This window comes from Acidobacteriota bacterium (assembly GCA_028874215.1).
Classification (GTDB): Bacteria; Acidobacteriota; UBA6911; order RPQK01; family JAJDTT01; genus JAJDTT01.
Map to the genome: position 1 here is coordinate 1 of JAPPLF010000089.1, position 15,045 is coordinate 15,045.

Below are 15,045 nucleotides of genomic sequence, written 5' to 3' on the forward strand. Positions count from 1 at the left end.
AGTTCTCCAGCCTCCTACTATAATATACGAACAATTACATGTTATGGGGTACTAGCCCTTGGCGTACGGCGGTCACGTACGAGATTCCAAGGCCAGCAGATCTCACGCGTCTCGTCGTCGGCAAGAATACACTCTGCTAGTGCCTCTCCGACAGCCCACGACTTATCCTCAGGAACTGCGCGAAGGAGCTTCTCCACGAATTCGGTGGCCATCCCCGTCGTGGCCATGCCGCGCAACTCCACTGCAAATTCGCCGTGGGCATCGTCATCTTCTACCCGCGCCCTTACGCGGTTTTTTAGGTAGGACTTGAATCGGTCCTCATCCACGACAGCGAGGCCGCGCCACTGCGCGGAGTCCTTCGACCCCGAGTAGCGTAACTCCGAGGCAAGTGCGGCAACCATGGTTATACGTCTCCGTCCAAGTCGGTGCACGCATCCAGATCGACGGCCAGCACCTCGGAGAGTAGGGTTGCGAACGCAGGATGCCATTGTCGAGCAGTAGGTCGATGAACTTGTCGCCGTCGATTTGCGTGATCCGCGACGTGGACGTCCCCACCGGCCGCGCTCGCCGGTTCGCACTGCCCCGGATCGAGTTCGTCGCCGCGAGGTCCGACCGCGCCGCGTTCCCCGGGACGACCTGCTGGCCCGCCCTGTCGAACCAGCAGACCAAGTCCGCCTCCGCCGGCACGCGGCCGGCCTACATCGCAACCATCAGCGACACGTAGTTCTCGCTCAGGTGCGTGATCAGGGGCTTCCCGCCCATGAACAGCGGGTTGCCGATCACGATGTTGGTGGTCGGCCATTTGGGATCGAGGCTGTCCCGTGTGAGGGTCGCGTCCCGGCACTCGATCGTGTCGGGCGGCTTCCGAACGGGGTTGCGCGCCTCCGCATTCCTGACGTGGTCCGGTCGATGACACGAACAAGAACGTATCCTCGTTCTCAGATGCCCTTGATCGCATCGAAAAAGGGAGATCCAGTGGATATTCCCCGATAGGACACTCGTATTGTACCTCGTCACTCTGGCGTCCCAACGTGAACACCGTTCCGATCGACCGCGAAATGACCCCGCCCCGCACGTCGCGTTCGTTTGCCATCGTCGAGCGCTGGGAAAATTTCTTGAAGAGCATGTTTATCGTCGCCGTAGAGAACAGTTCGTTTGATCGCACGCTGGTTTGTATTCATTGACTATCGGAAGTACGCGGACCCGCCCTGTTGGACCGACCATCTCTTTCCGGATGCCCTTCGCCTCCATGTCCAACTCGATCGAGAGGTCGCCGTCGATTTGCTCGCGCTCGAAACTGGGGTCCGCGCATAGATTCAGTTCCGCAAAATTGTCGAACTGAGTCGGATCTTCATATCAAAACCCCGGAGGCTGCCGGGAGTGATTATCGGTGACCTGCTGGTAGGCGCGGCCCAGAGCCAGGATCCGGGACTCGTCGAAGAGGCGCCCGGTCAGGGAGATGCTGGTGGGACGGCCTTCGGGATCGAAACCGTTGGGCAGAGCGAGGCAGGGGAGTCCCGTCAGGTTGGTGAGTCTTACGTTATAGCTGAAGCTGGGAGCCAGGTAGGCATCGATTCCAGACATGAGCCGGGCCATGTCCTCCATCAACAGTGACCGCAGCCGGTTGGCCTGGATATACTCCACGGCCGGCACCATCCGGGCCTGGCGGAACATGTTGGGCCAGTTGTTCTCCTCCTGTTCCTGCAACAGGTCGTCCTGGTTGTTCCGCGTGAACTCGTCGAAGGCGGCTGCCGCCTCGGTGTAGAGGATGAGTTCCGGCGCAAGGGGCCGCTGCGGCAGCTCGACCGGGACCAGATCGACTCCTAAGGATCGGAAGTCCTCCAGGCTCCGCGCATCGTTCTCCTTGGCGGCCTCGTCCTCCTGTTCCTGGAACAGGCTCTCGGCGTAGCCCACCCGGAGGCCCTCCATCTGGTCTCCGACAGGCCAGACGAAGGGACGGTCGCGGGTGGTCCGGTCGTCGGGATCGAGTCCGTGGATGGCGGCGAACACCAGGGCGCAGTCCTCGGCGCTGCGGCAGATGGGGCCCAGCTTGTCCAGGCTCCAACTCAGGGTCATGGCGCCGTGACGGCTGACCCGTCCGAAAGTCGGCCTCAGTCCGGTGACGCCGCAGGTGGCCGAAGGGTAGACGATGGACCCCATGGTCTCGGACCCGATGGAGAAGCCCACCAGGCCGGTGGCCGTCGCCGCGGCCGAACCGGCCGACGAACCCTTGGAGCCTTCGTCCAGCTTCCAGGGATTGCGGGTCTTTCCGCCGTACCAGACGTCGACCGCGGCCAGGGCTCCCAGGCTGAGCTTGGCGATGAGAACCGCGCCCGCCTCCTCCAGCATGCGGACCACCGTGGCGTCCAGGTCGAGAGTCTGGTCGCGATGGGAGGTGGCTCCCCAGGTGGTTCGGTATCCCCGAACCGCCAACAGGTCCTTGGCTCCCCAGGGGATGCCGTGGAGCGGCCCCCGGTAGCGTCCACGACCCAGTTCCCGGTCGGCGCGCCGCGCCTGCTCCAGAGCCAGCTCCTCGGTGTAGGAGATGACGCATTCCAGCTTCTCGTCATGTTTCTTGAGGCGCTCCAGATAGAGGCGGGTCAGATCCACGGAACTCACCTTCCGGGCCTTCACCGCCGCCGCCAATCGGGAAAGGGGCCAGTAGGCCAGATCCTCCCGGCGGCCCGGCACCTCGGGGATGGGAGTTCTCGCGATGGCCGGTTGCGCGGCGGGCGGATACGGCACGTTCCCGCGGGGAATGGGATCGAATTGAATGGCGGGAGGCACCGAATTGTCCAGGGGGAACTCCCGGAGATTCCCGAAGAACTCCAGGCTCTGATTGACCCGCTTGAGCATCTGCTCCCGCTCCGGGAGCGTGAAATCGAGCCCGGCCACCTGTTGAGCCGCTTGCAGGATCTCCGCCGTGATCCTCATCTCCGCATCCACGGGGGATTCGTCCCGGCAGGAAGCCAGGGCCAGTCCGCCTCCCGAGAGGGAGGTCAGCGCCTGCCTGCGCGTCCATTTGGAGTCACCCACGACGCAACCCTGGACGGTTTGAACAGGCGGATCGAGGGATTCTCATCCTGGGACCGCCGGCGCGGGTCACGGAGTTGACCGGTCGACCGCCAAACGGCCGCAACTGTCCAGCGCCAACAACGGGTAGCAGGTGCCGCTGTAGGTGATGAAATGGAACTTGTCGGTGTTGAGGGACCGCGTCCACCAGCGGCCCGACTCCCGCTGGTTGGAAAGCAGCCAGTCGAGGGCTCGTTGAATTCGGGGATCGTCTGCCGGGACCCCGGCCAGTCTCAAGACCAGGACGCAGAGTCCGGTCTGGTGGCCGTCGCTGGCCGGATTCTCGAAATCCTCTTCGGCCCGGAGCTTCTCGGCGCGGTTTCCCCGGCCCCAGGTCTCGGGAGTGGCGAATGTGCGGATCGACCAGCCCCCGTCTGTCCGTTGATGCCGCCAGATCATCTCCACCAGTTCCTGCTGCTTCTCTTCTTCCAGCAAACCGGGCCAGCGTGTGGAAACCCAGAGCAGGAGGAGCCGGCCGTAATCGTGGGGCGCCCGGGTCCTCAGGTATTCCCGGGTCTTTCGCACCGCTTCCTGGTCTCCGTTGGAGGCCAGCCATCCGGGAGCCGCCGCCATGGCCATGGCGCCCACGGTGGCGGACTGATACCGGCTGGACTCGAACGGCGGCCAGGTGTCGACGTTGCTCCAAGCGCCCTCCGGATCCTGGAGTTGGAGCATCAGGTCCAGGGCTTCCCGGGTTTCCCGGGAGAGCTCCTCAGTGACGTGGGAATCCCATTCGGCCAGCCCCTGGGCCGCATAGGCGACCTGGGTCGGCCGGACGCTGGAACGAAGTTTTTCGGGCTCCATGGCCCGCAACTCGTCGAGCTCATCGATGACGAACTCCCTCAGTTCCGCGGGAGGCCGGCCCAGGGTTCCCGTCAAGGCGGGACGCGTCACGAAATAGGTGCCGTTGGTGTGGCACGCGATGCACTCCCGCTTCCGGGTCCAGGCCAGCGCGCCGTCCTCCATGTAGGTGACGGCTCTCTTGGGCGAAAACTGTTCAAGGATCGGCTCCAGGGCCGATGCGGCTGGGATCGAAATCTGCTCCCATTCGTATTGCGGCTTGGGCGCCTGGTCGCCTTTCTCGGCCGCGGCCGTTCCCAGGAAGAAGATGGTGAGGAGGATTCTTGGCAGTTTCATATTGACCGCCAAGACTACTACAGGGTTCCGAACATTCCCAAACGCCCCACCAGCCGGCTGCTCCAAAACTGGGGACTCCCGACTGCTGCAACGGTTCGGACAGGCTTGCGGCACGTGCTTTCAGCGACGTATTTTCAATGCGGCCGCGAGGTTTCTCGATCCGTTCCAGGGGAGTTTCAGGAGGGTCCGGTCATGCGAAGCTGGTGTTCCAACGGGGAGGGCCGCCCGGCTCCGATGATCCACGTCATGGGGATCGCAGTCCTGCTGCTGGGGGGAGCATGCTCGGAACCCCCCACGCCCGCCGCGCCGGATCAGAAACCGCTTTTCGTGAGCGGCCGGGACGGATATCACACCTACCGGATCCCGGCGCTCTTGACCACGGGGAAGGGAACTCTCCTGGCCTTCTGCGAAGGGCGCAAGGACAGCCGCAGCGATCATGGAGACATCGACCTCCTGCTCCGGCGTTCCACCGACGGAGGGGAGACCTGGAGCCGTCAGCAGGTGGTCTGGGACGACGGCGGCAACACCTGCGGCAATCCCTGCCCGGTGGTGGACCAGGAGACCGGGACGATCTGGCTCTTGCTGACCCACAATCCGGGGGACGAGGGTCTGAGGGAGATCCTGCAGCCCGGCGCCCGGGGGACGCGGACCGTGTGGGTCACCTCCAGCGGGGACGATGGGCAGACTTGGGCGCCGCCTCGGGAGATCACGGCCACCACCAAGAAACCGGACTGGGACTGGTATGCCACCGGTCCCGGCGTCGGAATCCAGCTTCGACACGGTCCCGACAAGGGCCGGCTGGTGATCCCGTGCGACTATTCCTACGCGGCCCCGAGTCCGGATGAAGCGGTTCCCTCATACGGGGAGCCCCCGCCCGCATTCGGCTCCCATGTCATCTACAGCGACGACCACGGCAAGAGCTGGCATCTGGGAGGGAACATCCAGCCTCACGCCAACGAGTGCCAGGTCGCCGAGTTGACTGACGGCCGGGTTCTCCTGAACTTCCGGTCCTACTTCGGCAGGAACCTCCGGGGCCGTTCCTGGAGCAGCGACGGCGGCATGACGTGGTCGGAGCCGCAGGACGATCCCCAGTTGACCGAGCCGGTCTGCCAAGCCAGCCTGCTGCGCTACAGTTGGCCCGACACAGGAGGCCGCAGCCGCCTCCTTTTTTCCAATCCCGCCGCCACCGAGCGCGTCCGGATGACCGTTCGCCTCAGCTACGATGAGGGGGAATCCTGGCCGGTATCGCGCGCTCTGCACCCGGGGCCATCCGCCTACTCCAGCTTGGCGGTTCTGCCGGACGGCACCGTCGCCTGCCTGTACGAACGGGGGGACGAAGCGGCCTACGAGACCGTCACCCTGGCCCGATTCAGCCTCGACTGGCTGACCCGGGGGAAGGATCGAGGGGACTGACCTTCCGGTCGACTGTCAAATTCCCAAGGGTTGCCGTTGCTTAATCCGGCCGGCCGAGGAGGCTCGCCTGGTAGCGGGCCACGTCCCACATGTAGTGGCGGACCCTTCTCTTTTCTGCCGCCAGGATGTGGGTTTTTCCACCCTCCCCGTCTCCTTGGGCGAGCAGGAAGAGTCCGATGTAGAGGTGGGCGTAGAAGAGGCGCCCTTCCAATTGGGCCGGTCCGGGCCGGCCGGCGCGGGCGGCTTCCAGGACCTTCTTGGGCGACCCTTCTCCCCGGAACATGTCGTAGACGGCCATCATGGGAATCCGGGGGTCGTTGCGAATCGGCATCAGGGTGGACCGTGCCTTCTCCGTTCCGTCGGTTCGGGCGATGCACAGATAGCGCCAGACCGAGTTTTCCACGTCGTTGTCGTGGTAGGTCTGGTACAGCTCGAACTGCCGCGCTCCTTTTTCGAACTGGCCGGCGTAGAAATAGGAAAGACCCAGCTCCCACTGCCTTGGCTCCATGTCGGGACGCAGCCGGACGTACTGCTCCAGGTCTGCTACGGATTCATTGATCTTGCCCGATCGAAAGTGCTCCCGGCCCCGCAGGTAGTACGCATAGGCCAGCTCGGGGTTCCGGGCCAGGGCGCCCGTGGCCAGATCCACGGACTCGGAGCTCCGGCCCTGTTCCGAAGCCTGCACGGCGCGGTTCAGCAACTCCTCGGCGCCCTGCGTCATGGCTTTATGGGTGGAATTGAGGAAGACGCCCAAGACGAGAAGGAATTTGGCAAATCTCACGTGAGACATGCCTCATAATACCCCGAATGCACGAAGCCAAAGATCAGGACCCCAGCGACATCGGTCTGGCCGGGTACGCGAAACTGCTCTGTTCGGCAGTATTTGTTACCGGAACCGGGGAAGAGGCGGCGCGAGAGCACAGCCGAAACGTGGCCGTGGACCTGCTGAAGCTGCCCGAGTCGGACCTGGAGCACCTCGACGACGTCATCGACTACGACCGGAAGCGGGTTCACGCCACCCTGCCCGGTGGCTACCGCCGCAGCGCCGGATTCTACGGCGATCAGGGGTGCATCGTTCATCCCCGGGAACATGACGGCATCTTCTTCGATCTCGTTCCGGTGCGGACCGCTCTGCCCCCGGCCGATACGCAAGCCTGGCCCATGGGAGACCTCCTGCCGGAGCAACCCCTCCCTCCCGAGGTCGATGAGGAGAAGCTGCGAGCGGCGGTCGAACTCGCCTTCGAACCGCCGGCGCGGACCACGTCGCTGGCGGTGGTCTACAAGGGCCGCCTCATCGCCGAGCGCTACGCGTCCGGGATCTGCAAGGACACGCTGCTGGAGAGCTGGTCCATGGGCAAGAGCCTCACCGGCACGTTGGCGGGCCGTCTGATTCAGGAGGGGCGGCTGAAGATGACGGGGCCGGCGCCGGTGCCCGAATGGCAGGCGCCGGGCGACCCGCGCTGCGAGATCCGCATGGAGGACCTGTTCCGCATGTCCAGCGGCCTCGACTTCACGCTCTACGAAGTGATGGAGCAGACACCGCAGGGGACCTACCGGATCTCCAGCGCCTATCCGGACCACTACTATGTCTACCCCTGCGCCCTGGACGTCTTCCAGTACGCCGTCTCGCGCCGGCTGCGTTTTTCTCCAGGAACCGTGGGCCGCTACCGCAACTGCGACCCCCTGACGCTCGGATACCTGGTCCGCCGCGCGGTGGAGGCCCGGGGTGAGGAATACCTTACCTTCCCGCAACGCGCCCTCTTCGACCGGATCGGAATCCGGAGGATGGTGCTGGACACCGACCCCTACGGCAACTTCATCCTCTCCGGCTACGAGTACGGGACGGTCCGGGACTGGGCCCGCATTGGACTCCTTTACCTGCAAGGGGGAGTCTGGCAGGGAAAGCGGCTCCTGCCCGAAGAGTTCGTGGAGTTCGTCCGCACGCCGGCTCCGGCGTGGTTCAACGAGGAGGGGGAACCGAGCGAGTCGCGCTACGGCGCCATGTGGTGGCTCAACACCACCGGCAACTTTGACGCCCCCGCCGATGCCTTCTATGCCGCCGGAGCCGGCGGCCAGAACACGCTGGTGATCCCCTCCCGGGACCTGGTGGTGGCCCGTCTCACCGAGTACGACGTTCTGAGCGTCAGTGTCCCCGCCTTCAACGCGGCGCTGAGGGGGATTCAGGACGCCATCGGATGAGCGCCCCGTTTCCGGGGGTCACGGCCCGATGATCTGTTTGGCCAGGTAGGCCGCAACGTAGGCCAGCAGCGTCATGTAGGCGAACTGCGCCACCGGCCAGCGCCAACCCGCGGTCTCCCTCCTCACCACCGCCACCGTGGACATGCATTGCATGGCGAAGGCGAAGAAGATCAACAGCGCCACCGCCCCGCCCAGATCCAGGTCGCTCCTGAGAGCCTCCTGCAGGTCCGGGGAGCCCTCGTCCGCTTCCATCCCGTAGATGGTGCCCAGCGTTCCCACGATCACCTCGCGGGCCGCCAGGGAGGTGATGATTCCGATGCCGATCTTCCAGTCGAAACCCAGGGGCTCGATGACCGGTTCGATGGTCCGCCCCACCGTGCCGATGACGCTTTCCGCAATCGGGGGCGCTTCGCCGTTCCGGAGCGGGAGGCTGGCCAGGAACCAAAGGACGATGGTCGTGCAGAGAATGATGGTCCCCGCTCGCCGTAGGAAGATCTTGGTGCGGTCCACGAGGCGCAAGGCCAGCGACTGGAGGCCGGGCAAGCGGTAGGGCGGCATCTCCAGGGAGAAGGGGGCGCCCGCGCCGCGAAGCACCGACGACTTGAGGGCCCACGCCGTCAAGATGGCCGCCAGGAATCCGAGCAGGTACAGCCCCAGCATGGTCGCCGCCCGGGTGCCCAGGAATCCGCCCAGGACGGGGCGTTCCGGGATGAAGGCGGCGATCACCAGCGTGTAGATCGGCAATCGGGCCGAGCAGGTCATGAAGGGCGCGATCATGATGGTGGCAATCCGGTCCCGCCTGCTCTCGATGGTGCGGGCGGCCAGGATGGCCGGAACCGCACAGGCGTAGGCGGAAAGCAGCGGAATGAAGGACTTCCCCTGCAGGCCCACCCGGGCCATGGTCCGGTCGGCGATGAGCGCCGCCCGGGCCATGTAGCCCGAGTCCTCCAGCACGCCGATGAAGAGGAACAGCAACAGGATCTGGGGCAGGAAGATCACCACCGATCCCACTCCGCCCCAGACCCCTTCGATGAGCAGGCTGCGGAACCAGGAGTCGGGCAGCAGGCCGCGGACCCATTCTCCGGAAGTGGAGATCATGGCGGCGGTAGCGTCCATGAGGGGGACGGCAAAGGTGAAGACCGTCTGGAAGACGGCGACCACCACCGCGGCGAAGATGAGAAGGCCCGCCACCGGATGGAGCAGGACGGCGTCGAGACGCCGGGTCCACAGCGGGGGGGCCGGGGGGCGGTATTCCGCCGCTTCGCCGACCTGGGCCGACCACTCCCGGCAGCGGCGAACGTCCTGAATCACCGGCAGTTCCAGGGGGGCGGGGACGGCCAGGGCTCCCACCAGGAACTCCCGGATCGCCTCGGTGCCCTCTCCGGTCCGGGCGCTGACCAGGGCGACAGGAGCCCCGATCTGTTGCGCCACGGCGTCCAGATCGAGGCGTCCGCCGCCTCTCCGCAGCGAATCGGCCATGTTCAGGACCACGAGGGTCGGAATTCCCAGGCTGAGGATGGGAGCGGCGAACCCGAGATGACGCCCCAGGTTGGTGGAATCGAGGATCAGAATGACGGCGTCCGGACTGGAGACGCCCGGCATGCGGCCGGTGAGAACGTCCCGGGCGACCCGTTCGTCTTCCGACCGGGGCTCCAGGCTGTAGATACCGGGAAGATCGACCAGGTGGACCTCGATCTTGCCGGGGAGGCGCGCGCGCCCGATCCGTTTCTCCACCGTGACGCCGGGATAGTTGGCCACGCGCTGGCGAAGTCCCGTCAGCCGGTTGAACAGGGTCGACTTCCCGGTGTTGGGCGGGCCCACGACGGCGACGGTGCGCAATCGGGAGGGGGCTCCAGGCCTGATCTCAGAAGGGGACGCGGTCTCGGTCGCCCCATGGCATTGGCTCATGGGTCTTTTCGGTGGGCCGAACCGGGTCGGCGCAGAATCAGACGGGCAGCCGTCTCCCGCCGCAGTGCGACTTCGGAGCCATCCACCCGATACACCCGAGGGTCGCCGAACGGGGATCGTCCCGCAGCTGAAACCACGGAACCGGGGAGAAAGCCCAGCTCCATGAAACGCCGGGCGTCCCGCTCCGGCAGATCGATGGACTCCAGGATGCCCTCTTCGAACCGCCCCAAGTCTTTCAATGAGAACCGTGCCACGATCCCGATTCCTCGCTGTCCTCCGGCTTCCGCCAGTGTGTCGCTAACGCCTCACTCTTGGGGAGCGGGGACATTGCTATCCATCTCTTGACTCCCCAGCTCCATTGACCCGGGGCAAAACCTCTTCCTGGAGAAGCCGCATGGACTCGACCCAGCGGTCCTTCGGGTCCCATTCATGACCCAGAACCAGGAGGACTCCGAAGCCCCCCAGGTCGTCCTGAAGCGCCTGGAGCTTCTCGGCGACGTCGTCGGGGCTGCCCACGAGCCAGAGGTTGTCCAGCAGGTATTCCGGGGTCACGTCCGAGTCGGGCATGTCGAGGTCGGTCTTCATCAGGTCGAGCATCTTGCACTTGGGCAAAAGGCGGAGGAAGTAGTCCTCGAAGTCCCGCGCCATGGTCCCTTCCAGGACGCACCGCCTGGCTTCCTCGGTCGTGTCTGCTACGAACACGTTTCGGGCCACGCGCCACTGGCTCCGGTCGGGAGTCCGTCCGGTGGTGGCGGCTCCTTCCAACACCGCCTCCCAGTGGGACTTGAGAATTCTGGTCGGCACGATGTTGATGCTCATGGGAATCCAGCCCTCCTCTCCGGCCCGCACCAGAGTTCCGGATTTGACCGACACGCCGGCGACGCCGATGGGCGGGTGAGGTTTCTGGTAGGGCTTCAAGTGGAACCGGAGGCCGATGTCCGATTGAGGCTCCGGCACGGTGAAACGCCAGTGCTTGTGTTCGTAAAGGCCGGGGCGCGGATCTTGCCAGAGCTGGAGGACGACGTCGACCGCGTCACGGGTCATCCCCCTCTGCTCGCCGGTCTTGGGATCGAACCCGAAGACCTCGAAGTCGCCCGGAAACCCCCCCGAGCCCACGCCCCAGTAAAACCTTCCGCGGCACATGTGGTCCAACTGGGCGATGCGGCTGGCAATGACGAAGGGATTGTGGTTGGGCATGCAGGTCACGCCGGTGCCCATGATGATCTGCTCGGTCTGGGGGATGGCGCTGGCCAGCAGCAGGTCGGGAGCGGGGATATTCTCCCAGACGCTGGTGAAGTGTTCGCCGAGCCAAGCCTCGTGAAACCCCAACTGATCCAGGGTGATGATCTGCTCCAGGTCGCTTTCCAGCGTCTCTGTGAAGTCCGACCCGGGTGGATGCAGGGGCATGGTGAAGAATCCCAGTTTCATGGCAGGTGCTCCTTTTGCCGACCTATTCTAAAGTCCCGGCGATTCCGCCGCCACCTTCAATCTGCATCGTCGGAGACTGGGGGACTTCGGTGGAAAAAGAGCTTCTCGGCCGTCCCGGACAGGATCTGCTGCTTGTCCGAGGAGGAGAGGAAATCGGCGTGGTCCCGGATTACGGCGACGGCGGCCTCGAAAGTATGGCCGTTCTTTGTCTGCAAGGGAGCGTCGCTCTCCCACATGCACCGGTCGGGGCCGAAGGCATCCACCAGCCGGCGAATCAGCGGGAGCATGTCCAGGTAAGGCGGGCGTTTCTTGCCCAAGGCGTAGAATGCGCCCAGCTTCAGCATGACCCGGGGGTGCCGCGCCATGCGGCACAGCGCGCGGGTCTCCTCTTCCACCCGGTTGGCCTGCTTGCCGATCAGGCAAAAGTGGTCGATGATCACAGGAGTTTCGGGAAAACGCCGGCACATGCGATTCAACTCGGGCAGGTCCGCCGGAGTCATGAGGAAACTCAGGCAGAGGTCGTGGCGGGCTCCGGCGGCGAACATCTTGTCGAAGCCCGGGTGGTCCATCCAGCGTTCGCCGCTTCGCATGGCGGGACGGGTCGATCGTCCGCGGATCCGGAACGCGTAGATGCCGCCTCGGGCCAGGGCCTTCATGGTGCGGTCGGGGCTGGGAAGGGAAACGTCGCTGACGGCGGGAACGATACCGGTGCCGACGAACCGGGTGGGATCGCCGGCGATGGCATCGAGGATGTAGCTGTGGTCGAGACCGTAGCAGGTCATCTGAATCAGGTTGTAGCGGGCCACTCCGGCGCGGCTGCCCTTCTGGACCAGCTCCTCCACCGTGAAGCTGGGAAACCAGAGGTTCTCCCGGATCAGGCCCGGCGCCAGAGGATACTTCCGGAGGTCCGGCGACCAGACATGGGCATGGGCGTCGACCACAGAGGGTCCGGATGGGGCGGCCAAGGCTCTGCGCCCGGCGGCGGCCGTCAGAGCCAGACCGGACATCCAGCGGCGCCGGCTCAGGGTCTTCATGCTTGGCTCGTTGGGCGTGGGATTTCCCGCATCGTTTTCCGGCCCAGTCTACTACGGCCCGAGAGTCCGAATAACACGCGAAACATGTCTTGATGGTAAGGAGGCGGAAAATGCACAGACGTGGACTCCTGGGCGGCTTGGCTGCCGGCGCCCTCTCGGGCGTCGTTTCCTCGAAGGAAATCGAAGCCCGGGCACTCGTGGAGAAGAGGACCCGGGGAATGCCGCCTCCCCGGATTCGGGACATACAGGTCATTGCCACCGCCCCCAGGGGTCTGCGTCTGGTGGTGGTGAAGGTCCTCACCGACCAGGATGGCCTCTACGGCTATGGATGCGCCACCTTCACGCAGCGGGCCGACCTGGTGGTTCCCGCGGTGGAGCAGTACCTGAAGCCGTTTCTGGTGGGCAAACCGGCCGACCGGATCGATGACACCTGGCAGGCCTGCTACAACAGTTCCTACTGGCGGAACGGCCCGGTCCTGAACAATGCCATCAGCGGGGTGGACATGGCCCTCTGGGACATCAAGGGCCGCCAGGCGGGATTGCCGGTCTATCAGCTCCTGGGCGGAAAATGCCGTGAGGCGGCCGACTGCTACCGCCATGCCAGCGGCGCCGAGATCGGGGAGGTCATCGACAGGGCCCGGGCCTACATGGAGGATGGCGTGCGCCACGTCCGGGTCCAGGTGGGTGTGCCCGGGATGTCCGGATACGGAGGCCACTCCGGCGGAACCCCCGTGGCGAAGCTGCACGATGATCCGGTCTTCGAGCCGGCTCCCTATATCCGCCGGATCCTGGCCCTCTTCGAGGAATGCCGGAAGCAGTTGGGCGAAGAAGTGGAGCTGCTCCACGACGTCCACGAACGGATCACCCCCAGCCAGGCGCTCCAGCTCTGCAAGGACGTGGAGCAGTTTCGGCTCTTTTTCCTGGAGGACCCCGTCTCTCCCGAGGATATCGCGTACTTCCGGCTGATCCGCCGCCACTCCACCACGCCCATCGCCATGGGAGAGCTCTTCAACAGTCCCCACGAATGGATTCCCCTCATTTCCGAGAGGCTCTTCGACTATATCCGTATCCACATTTCTCAGGCCGGGGGCCTCACGCCCTGCCGCAAGATCGCGGCCCTGGGGGAGCTTTTCGGCGTCCGAACCGCCTGGCACGGTCCCGGGGACGTGTCGCCGATCGGACATGCGGGCAACGTGGCGCTGGATCTGGCCTGCTACAACTTCGGCATCCAGGAATTCCCCGGTTTCTCCGAACGCGAGCTGGAGGTGTTCCAGGGCTGCCCCGAATACCGGAACGGGTACCTGTTCGCCAGCGAGAAGCCCGGCTGGGGGATCGAAGTGGACGAAGCGGCGGCGCGCAAATACCCCTTCGGAAGCTTCGAGTCGGGTGACAAGAAGAAGCACAACGGCGGCTGGGGCGTGATTCGGCGGCGGGATGGAACCGTGATCAAGCAGTGATCCCGGTTCGTCAGGCGCTCCGGCCAGGGGCCGGCGGCCCATCGAATCGGACTATCCCGGCTTGGCGAAGGTCAGAACCCGGCGCGGGTTCTCCACCATGATCTGATGGAGCGCCTCCTCCGGTGCTCCCAGGCGTCTCAACTCGGGCAGGACAAACTCCATCACGAAGGAAAACCCCTGGCCCCCGTACGTCTTCATCATGGTCTTGGTGCAGACGTCCTGTGAGAGGAGCAACCGGTCCGCGTATCCGTCCCGGATCAGTTGGACGATGGACCGGACCGTATCGTAGTCGTGGATCCGTCCCAGCCGGGGGATCACCTCTCCCATGAGGTCGAATTGGATGTAGACCCCCCGCTCCAAGAGGCGCTTCATGTAGGGGATCTGGGTGGCGATGTGGTTGGAGTGACCGATGATGACCCGGTTCAGATCGGCGCCCTCCGCCTCCACCATGTCCAGGACGGTGAATTTCTGCTCGCCGCGACCGGCGTGGTGAAAGGAAACGGCGGCGCCGGTGGCCCGGCTGGCGCGGGCGGCGGCCCGGGTGCTCTTGAGTTCATTGGGATTGAGTTCATTTCCCACGCCCACTTCACCGATGATGCCGGACCGGACCGCCGTGCCCTCGGCTCCAACGGTGATGTCCTTGATGATGATCTCGGTCAGTTCCTCTACCGTCCGGGAACCCATGTCTGCTGGATGGAAGGCGTGGGTGTACCAGCCGGCGCCCATGACGATGTGCAGCCCGGTGGCGTTGGAGACCTGCAGCAGGCCCGTCGGGTCGCGTCCCAGTCCGATGCTGGTGCAGTCCACGATCCCGCTGCCGCCCCAGCGCTTGAACTCCAGGACTTCGCGGATCGCCACGTCCACGTCGCCCAGAATCAGGTTGTCCGCGTTGGGCGAGACCCAGGAGCGAAGCCGGCTCAGGTTCCTGAGGGAGACGGGCTCCTCGTAGAAAGCCGCTTCAGTGGCCGTAAGCCCCTCCTTCGGCCTTCCGCGATAGTCGAGCAGCACGTGCTCGTGCATGATCGTCGGCCCCACCATCCCCGGGTCGATGGGTCCCCTCACCGTCAGGATCTTGCCCGAGATGTCGGGAATGGCGCTGCCGGCGCTGCCGGCGCTGCCGGCCATCGGAACCCAGATCAGTCCCGCAGCCGCGAGCAGCCCGGCAACCAGTAGGAGTCGTTTTTGGAGAATGGTCATGAGCAACGTTCCTCAGTTTGGCTGAATCGTAGAATCCCGCAGGGCAAGTATCAAGCGGCGCGTGACGGCTGATCAGACTGGAGAGAGTTGGCGAAACTACCCGGGAAGACGGCGAGGGGAGCAACGAAATCGTGGAAAAGCTCGAAGCGTTTTACGCGAGTCTGGTGTCAATCAGGAAGATCAGGGCCACCTCTTCGTCC

The 15,045-nt window shown here is 64.8% G+C and carries 14 protein-coding genes; 5 read left to right on the forward strand and 9 right to left on the reverse strand.

The features are described 5' to 3' along the window. Positions 1-41 precede the first annotated feature (41 nt). Complete coding sequence (locus tag OXT71_17665; GenBank protein ID MDE2928220.1) at positions 42-401, reverse strand: hypothetical protein; 360 nt, start codon at positions 399-401, stop codon at positions 42-44. Positions 402-505: 104 nt separating this feature from the next. Here OXT71_17665 and OXT71_17670 point away from each other — a divergent pair, with 104 nt between their 5' ends. Further along, positions 506-724 carry a hypothetical protein gene (locus OXT71_17670; protein ID MDE2928221.1) on the forward strand — a complete coding sequence of 73 codons (219 nt, stop codon included), beginning with the start codon at positions 506-508 and terminating at the stop codon, positions 722-724. 307 nt (positions 725-1,031) lie between these two features. After that, on the forward strand, positions 1,032-1,184 hold the full coding sequence (locus OXT71_17675; GenBank protein MDE2928222.1) for a hypothetical protein: 153 nt from the start codon (positions 1,032-1,034) through the stop codon (positions 1,182-1,184). A 172-nt stretch (positions 1,185-1,356) separates the two neighbouring features. On the opposite strand, the gene OXT71_17680 is transcribed toward OXT71_17675, so the two are convergent. Together OXT71_17680 and OXT71_17685 are read right to left on the reverse strand one after the other, a co-directional pair. Continuing rightward, positions 1,357-3,036 (reverse strand): amidase, encoded by a 1,680-nt coding sequence (locus OXT71_17680; protein ID MDE2928223.1) that lies wholly within the window; start codon positions 3,034-3,036, stop codon positions 1,357-1,359. A gap of 66 nt (positions 3,037-3,102) precedes the next feature. Continuing rightward, positions 3,103-4,209 carry a hypothetical protein gene (locus OXT71_17685; protein ID MDE2928224.1) on the reverse strand — a complete coding sequence of 369 codons (1,107 nt, stop codon included), beginning with the start codon at positions 4,207-4,209 and terminating at the stop codon, positions 3,103-3,105. A 192-nt stretch (positions 4,210-4,401) separates the two neighbouring features. Between OXT71_17685 and OXT71_17690 the strand changes: the two genes are divergently transcribed. Further along, positions 4,402-5,622 (forward strand): sialidase family protein, encoded by a 1,221-nt coding sequence (locus tag OXT71_17690; protein ID MDE2928225.1) that lies wholly within the window; start codon positions 4,402-4,404, stop codon positions 5,620-5,622. 40 nt (positions 5,623-5,662) lie between these two features. Here OXT71_17690 and OXT71_17695 read toward each other — a convergent pair whose 3' ends face one another. Continuing rightward, positions 5,663-6,403, reverse strand: a complete 741-nt coding sequence (locus tag OXT71_17695; GenBank protein MDE2928226.1) for a hypothetical protein — start codon at positions 6,401-6,403, stop codon at positions 5,663-5,665. 26 nt (positions 6,404-6,429) lie between these two features. Between OXT71_17695 and OXT71_17700 the strand changes: the two genes are divergently transcribed. Further along, positions 6,430-7,821, forward strand: a complete 1,392-nt coding sequence (locus OXT71_17700) for a serine hydrolase (protein MDE2928227.1) — start codon at positions 6,430-6,432, stop codon at positions 7,819-7,821. Between the two features lie 18 nt (positions 7,822-7,839). Here OXT71_17700 and OXT71_17705 read toward each other — a convergent pair whose 3' ends face one another. The 4 genes from OXT71_17705 to OXT71_17720 form a co-directional block, all read right to left on the reverse strand. Further along, positions 7,840-9,660, reverse strand: a complete 1,821-nt coding sequence (locus OXT71_17705; GenBank protein MDE2928228.1) for a ferrous iron transporter B — start codon at positions 9,658-9,660, stop codon at positions 7,840-7,842. Positions 9,661-9,725: 65 nt separating this feature from the next. Continuing rightward, positions 9,726-9,983: a FeoA domain-containing protein gene (locus OXT71_17710; protein MDE2928229.1), complete on the reverse strand. Its 258-nt coding sequence runs from the start codon at positions 9,981-9,983 to the stop codon at positions 9,726-9,728. Between the two features lie 76 nt (positions 9,984-10,059). After that, the gene (locus OXT71_17715; GenBank protein MDE2928230.1) at positions 10,060-11,157 is read right to left on the reverse strand and encodes an LLM class flavin-dependent oxidoreductase; all 1,098 of its coding nucleotides are present in this window, start codon (positions 11,155-11,157) and stop codon (positions 10,060-10,062) included. A 56-nt stretch (positions 11,158-11,213) separates the two neighbouring features. Next, entirely contained in the window at positions 11,214-12,191 is a 978-nt protein-coding gene (locus tag OXT71_17720; GenBank protein MDE2928231.1) for an amidohydrolase family protein, read from the reverse strand. A 110-nt stretch (positions 12,192-12,301) separates the two neighbouring features. On the opposite strand from OXT71_17720, the gene OXT71_17725 reads away from it, so the two are divergent. Then, positions 12,302-13,648, forward strand: coding sequence for a starvation-sensing protein RspA (locus OXT71_17725; protein MDE2928232.1), 1,347 nt, complete (start codon positions 12,302-12,304; stop codon positions 13,646-13,648). A 51-nt stretch (positions 13,649-13,699) separates the two neighbouring features. Here the strand turns inward: OXT71_17725 and OXT71_17730 are convergent, their stop codons facing one another. Continuing rightward, on the reverse strand, positions 13,700-14,845 hold the full coding sequence (locus tag OXT71_17730; GenBank protein MDE2928233.1) for an aryldialkylphosphatase: 1,146 nt from the start codon (positions 14,843-14,845) through the stop codon (positions 13,700-13,702). Positions 14,846-15,045: the final 200 nt, after the last annotated feature.

Excerpts from the sequence above, each read along its gene's own strand:
- OXT71_17665 (MDE2928220.1), bottom strand. The coding sequence starts at position 401 with ATGGTTGCCGCACTTGCCTCGGAGTTACGCTACTCGGGGTCGAAGGAC.
- OXT71_17670 (MDE2928221.1), top strand. The coding sequence starts at position 506 with ATGAACTTGTCGCCGTCGATTTGCGTGATCCGCGACGTGGACGTCCCC.
- OXT71_17685 (MDE2928224.1), bottom strand. The coding sequence starts at position 4,209 with ATGAAACTGCCAAGAATCCTCCTCACCATCTTCTTCCTGGGAACGGCC.
- OXT71_17690 (MDE2928225.1), top strand. The coding sequence starts at position 4,402 with ATGCGAAGCTGGTGTTCCAACGGGGAGGGCCGCCCGGCTCCGATGATC.
- OXT71_17700 (MDE2928227.1), top strand. The coding sequence starts at position 6,430 with ATGCACGAAGCCAAAGATCAGGACCCCAGCGACATCGGTCTGGCCGGG.
- OXT71_17715 (MDE2928230.1), bottom strand. The coding sequence starts at position 11,157 with ATGAAACTGGGATTCTTCACCATGCCCCTGCATCCACCCGGGTCGGAC.
- OXT71_17720 (MDE2928231.1), bottom strand. The coding sequence starts at position 12,191 with ATGAAGACCCTGAGCCGGCGCCGCTGGATGTCCGGTCTGGCTCTGACG.
- OXT71_17725 (MDE2928232.1), top strand. The coding sequence starts at position 12,302 with ATGCACAGACGTGGACTCCTGGGCGGCTTGGCTGCCGGCGCCCTCTCG.
- OXT71_17730 (MDE2928233.1), bottom strand. The coding sequence starts at position 14,845 with ATGACCATTCTCCAAAAACGACTCCTACTGGTTGCCGGGCTGCTCGCG.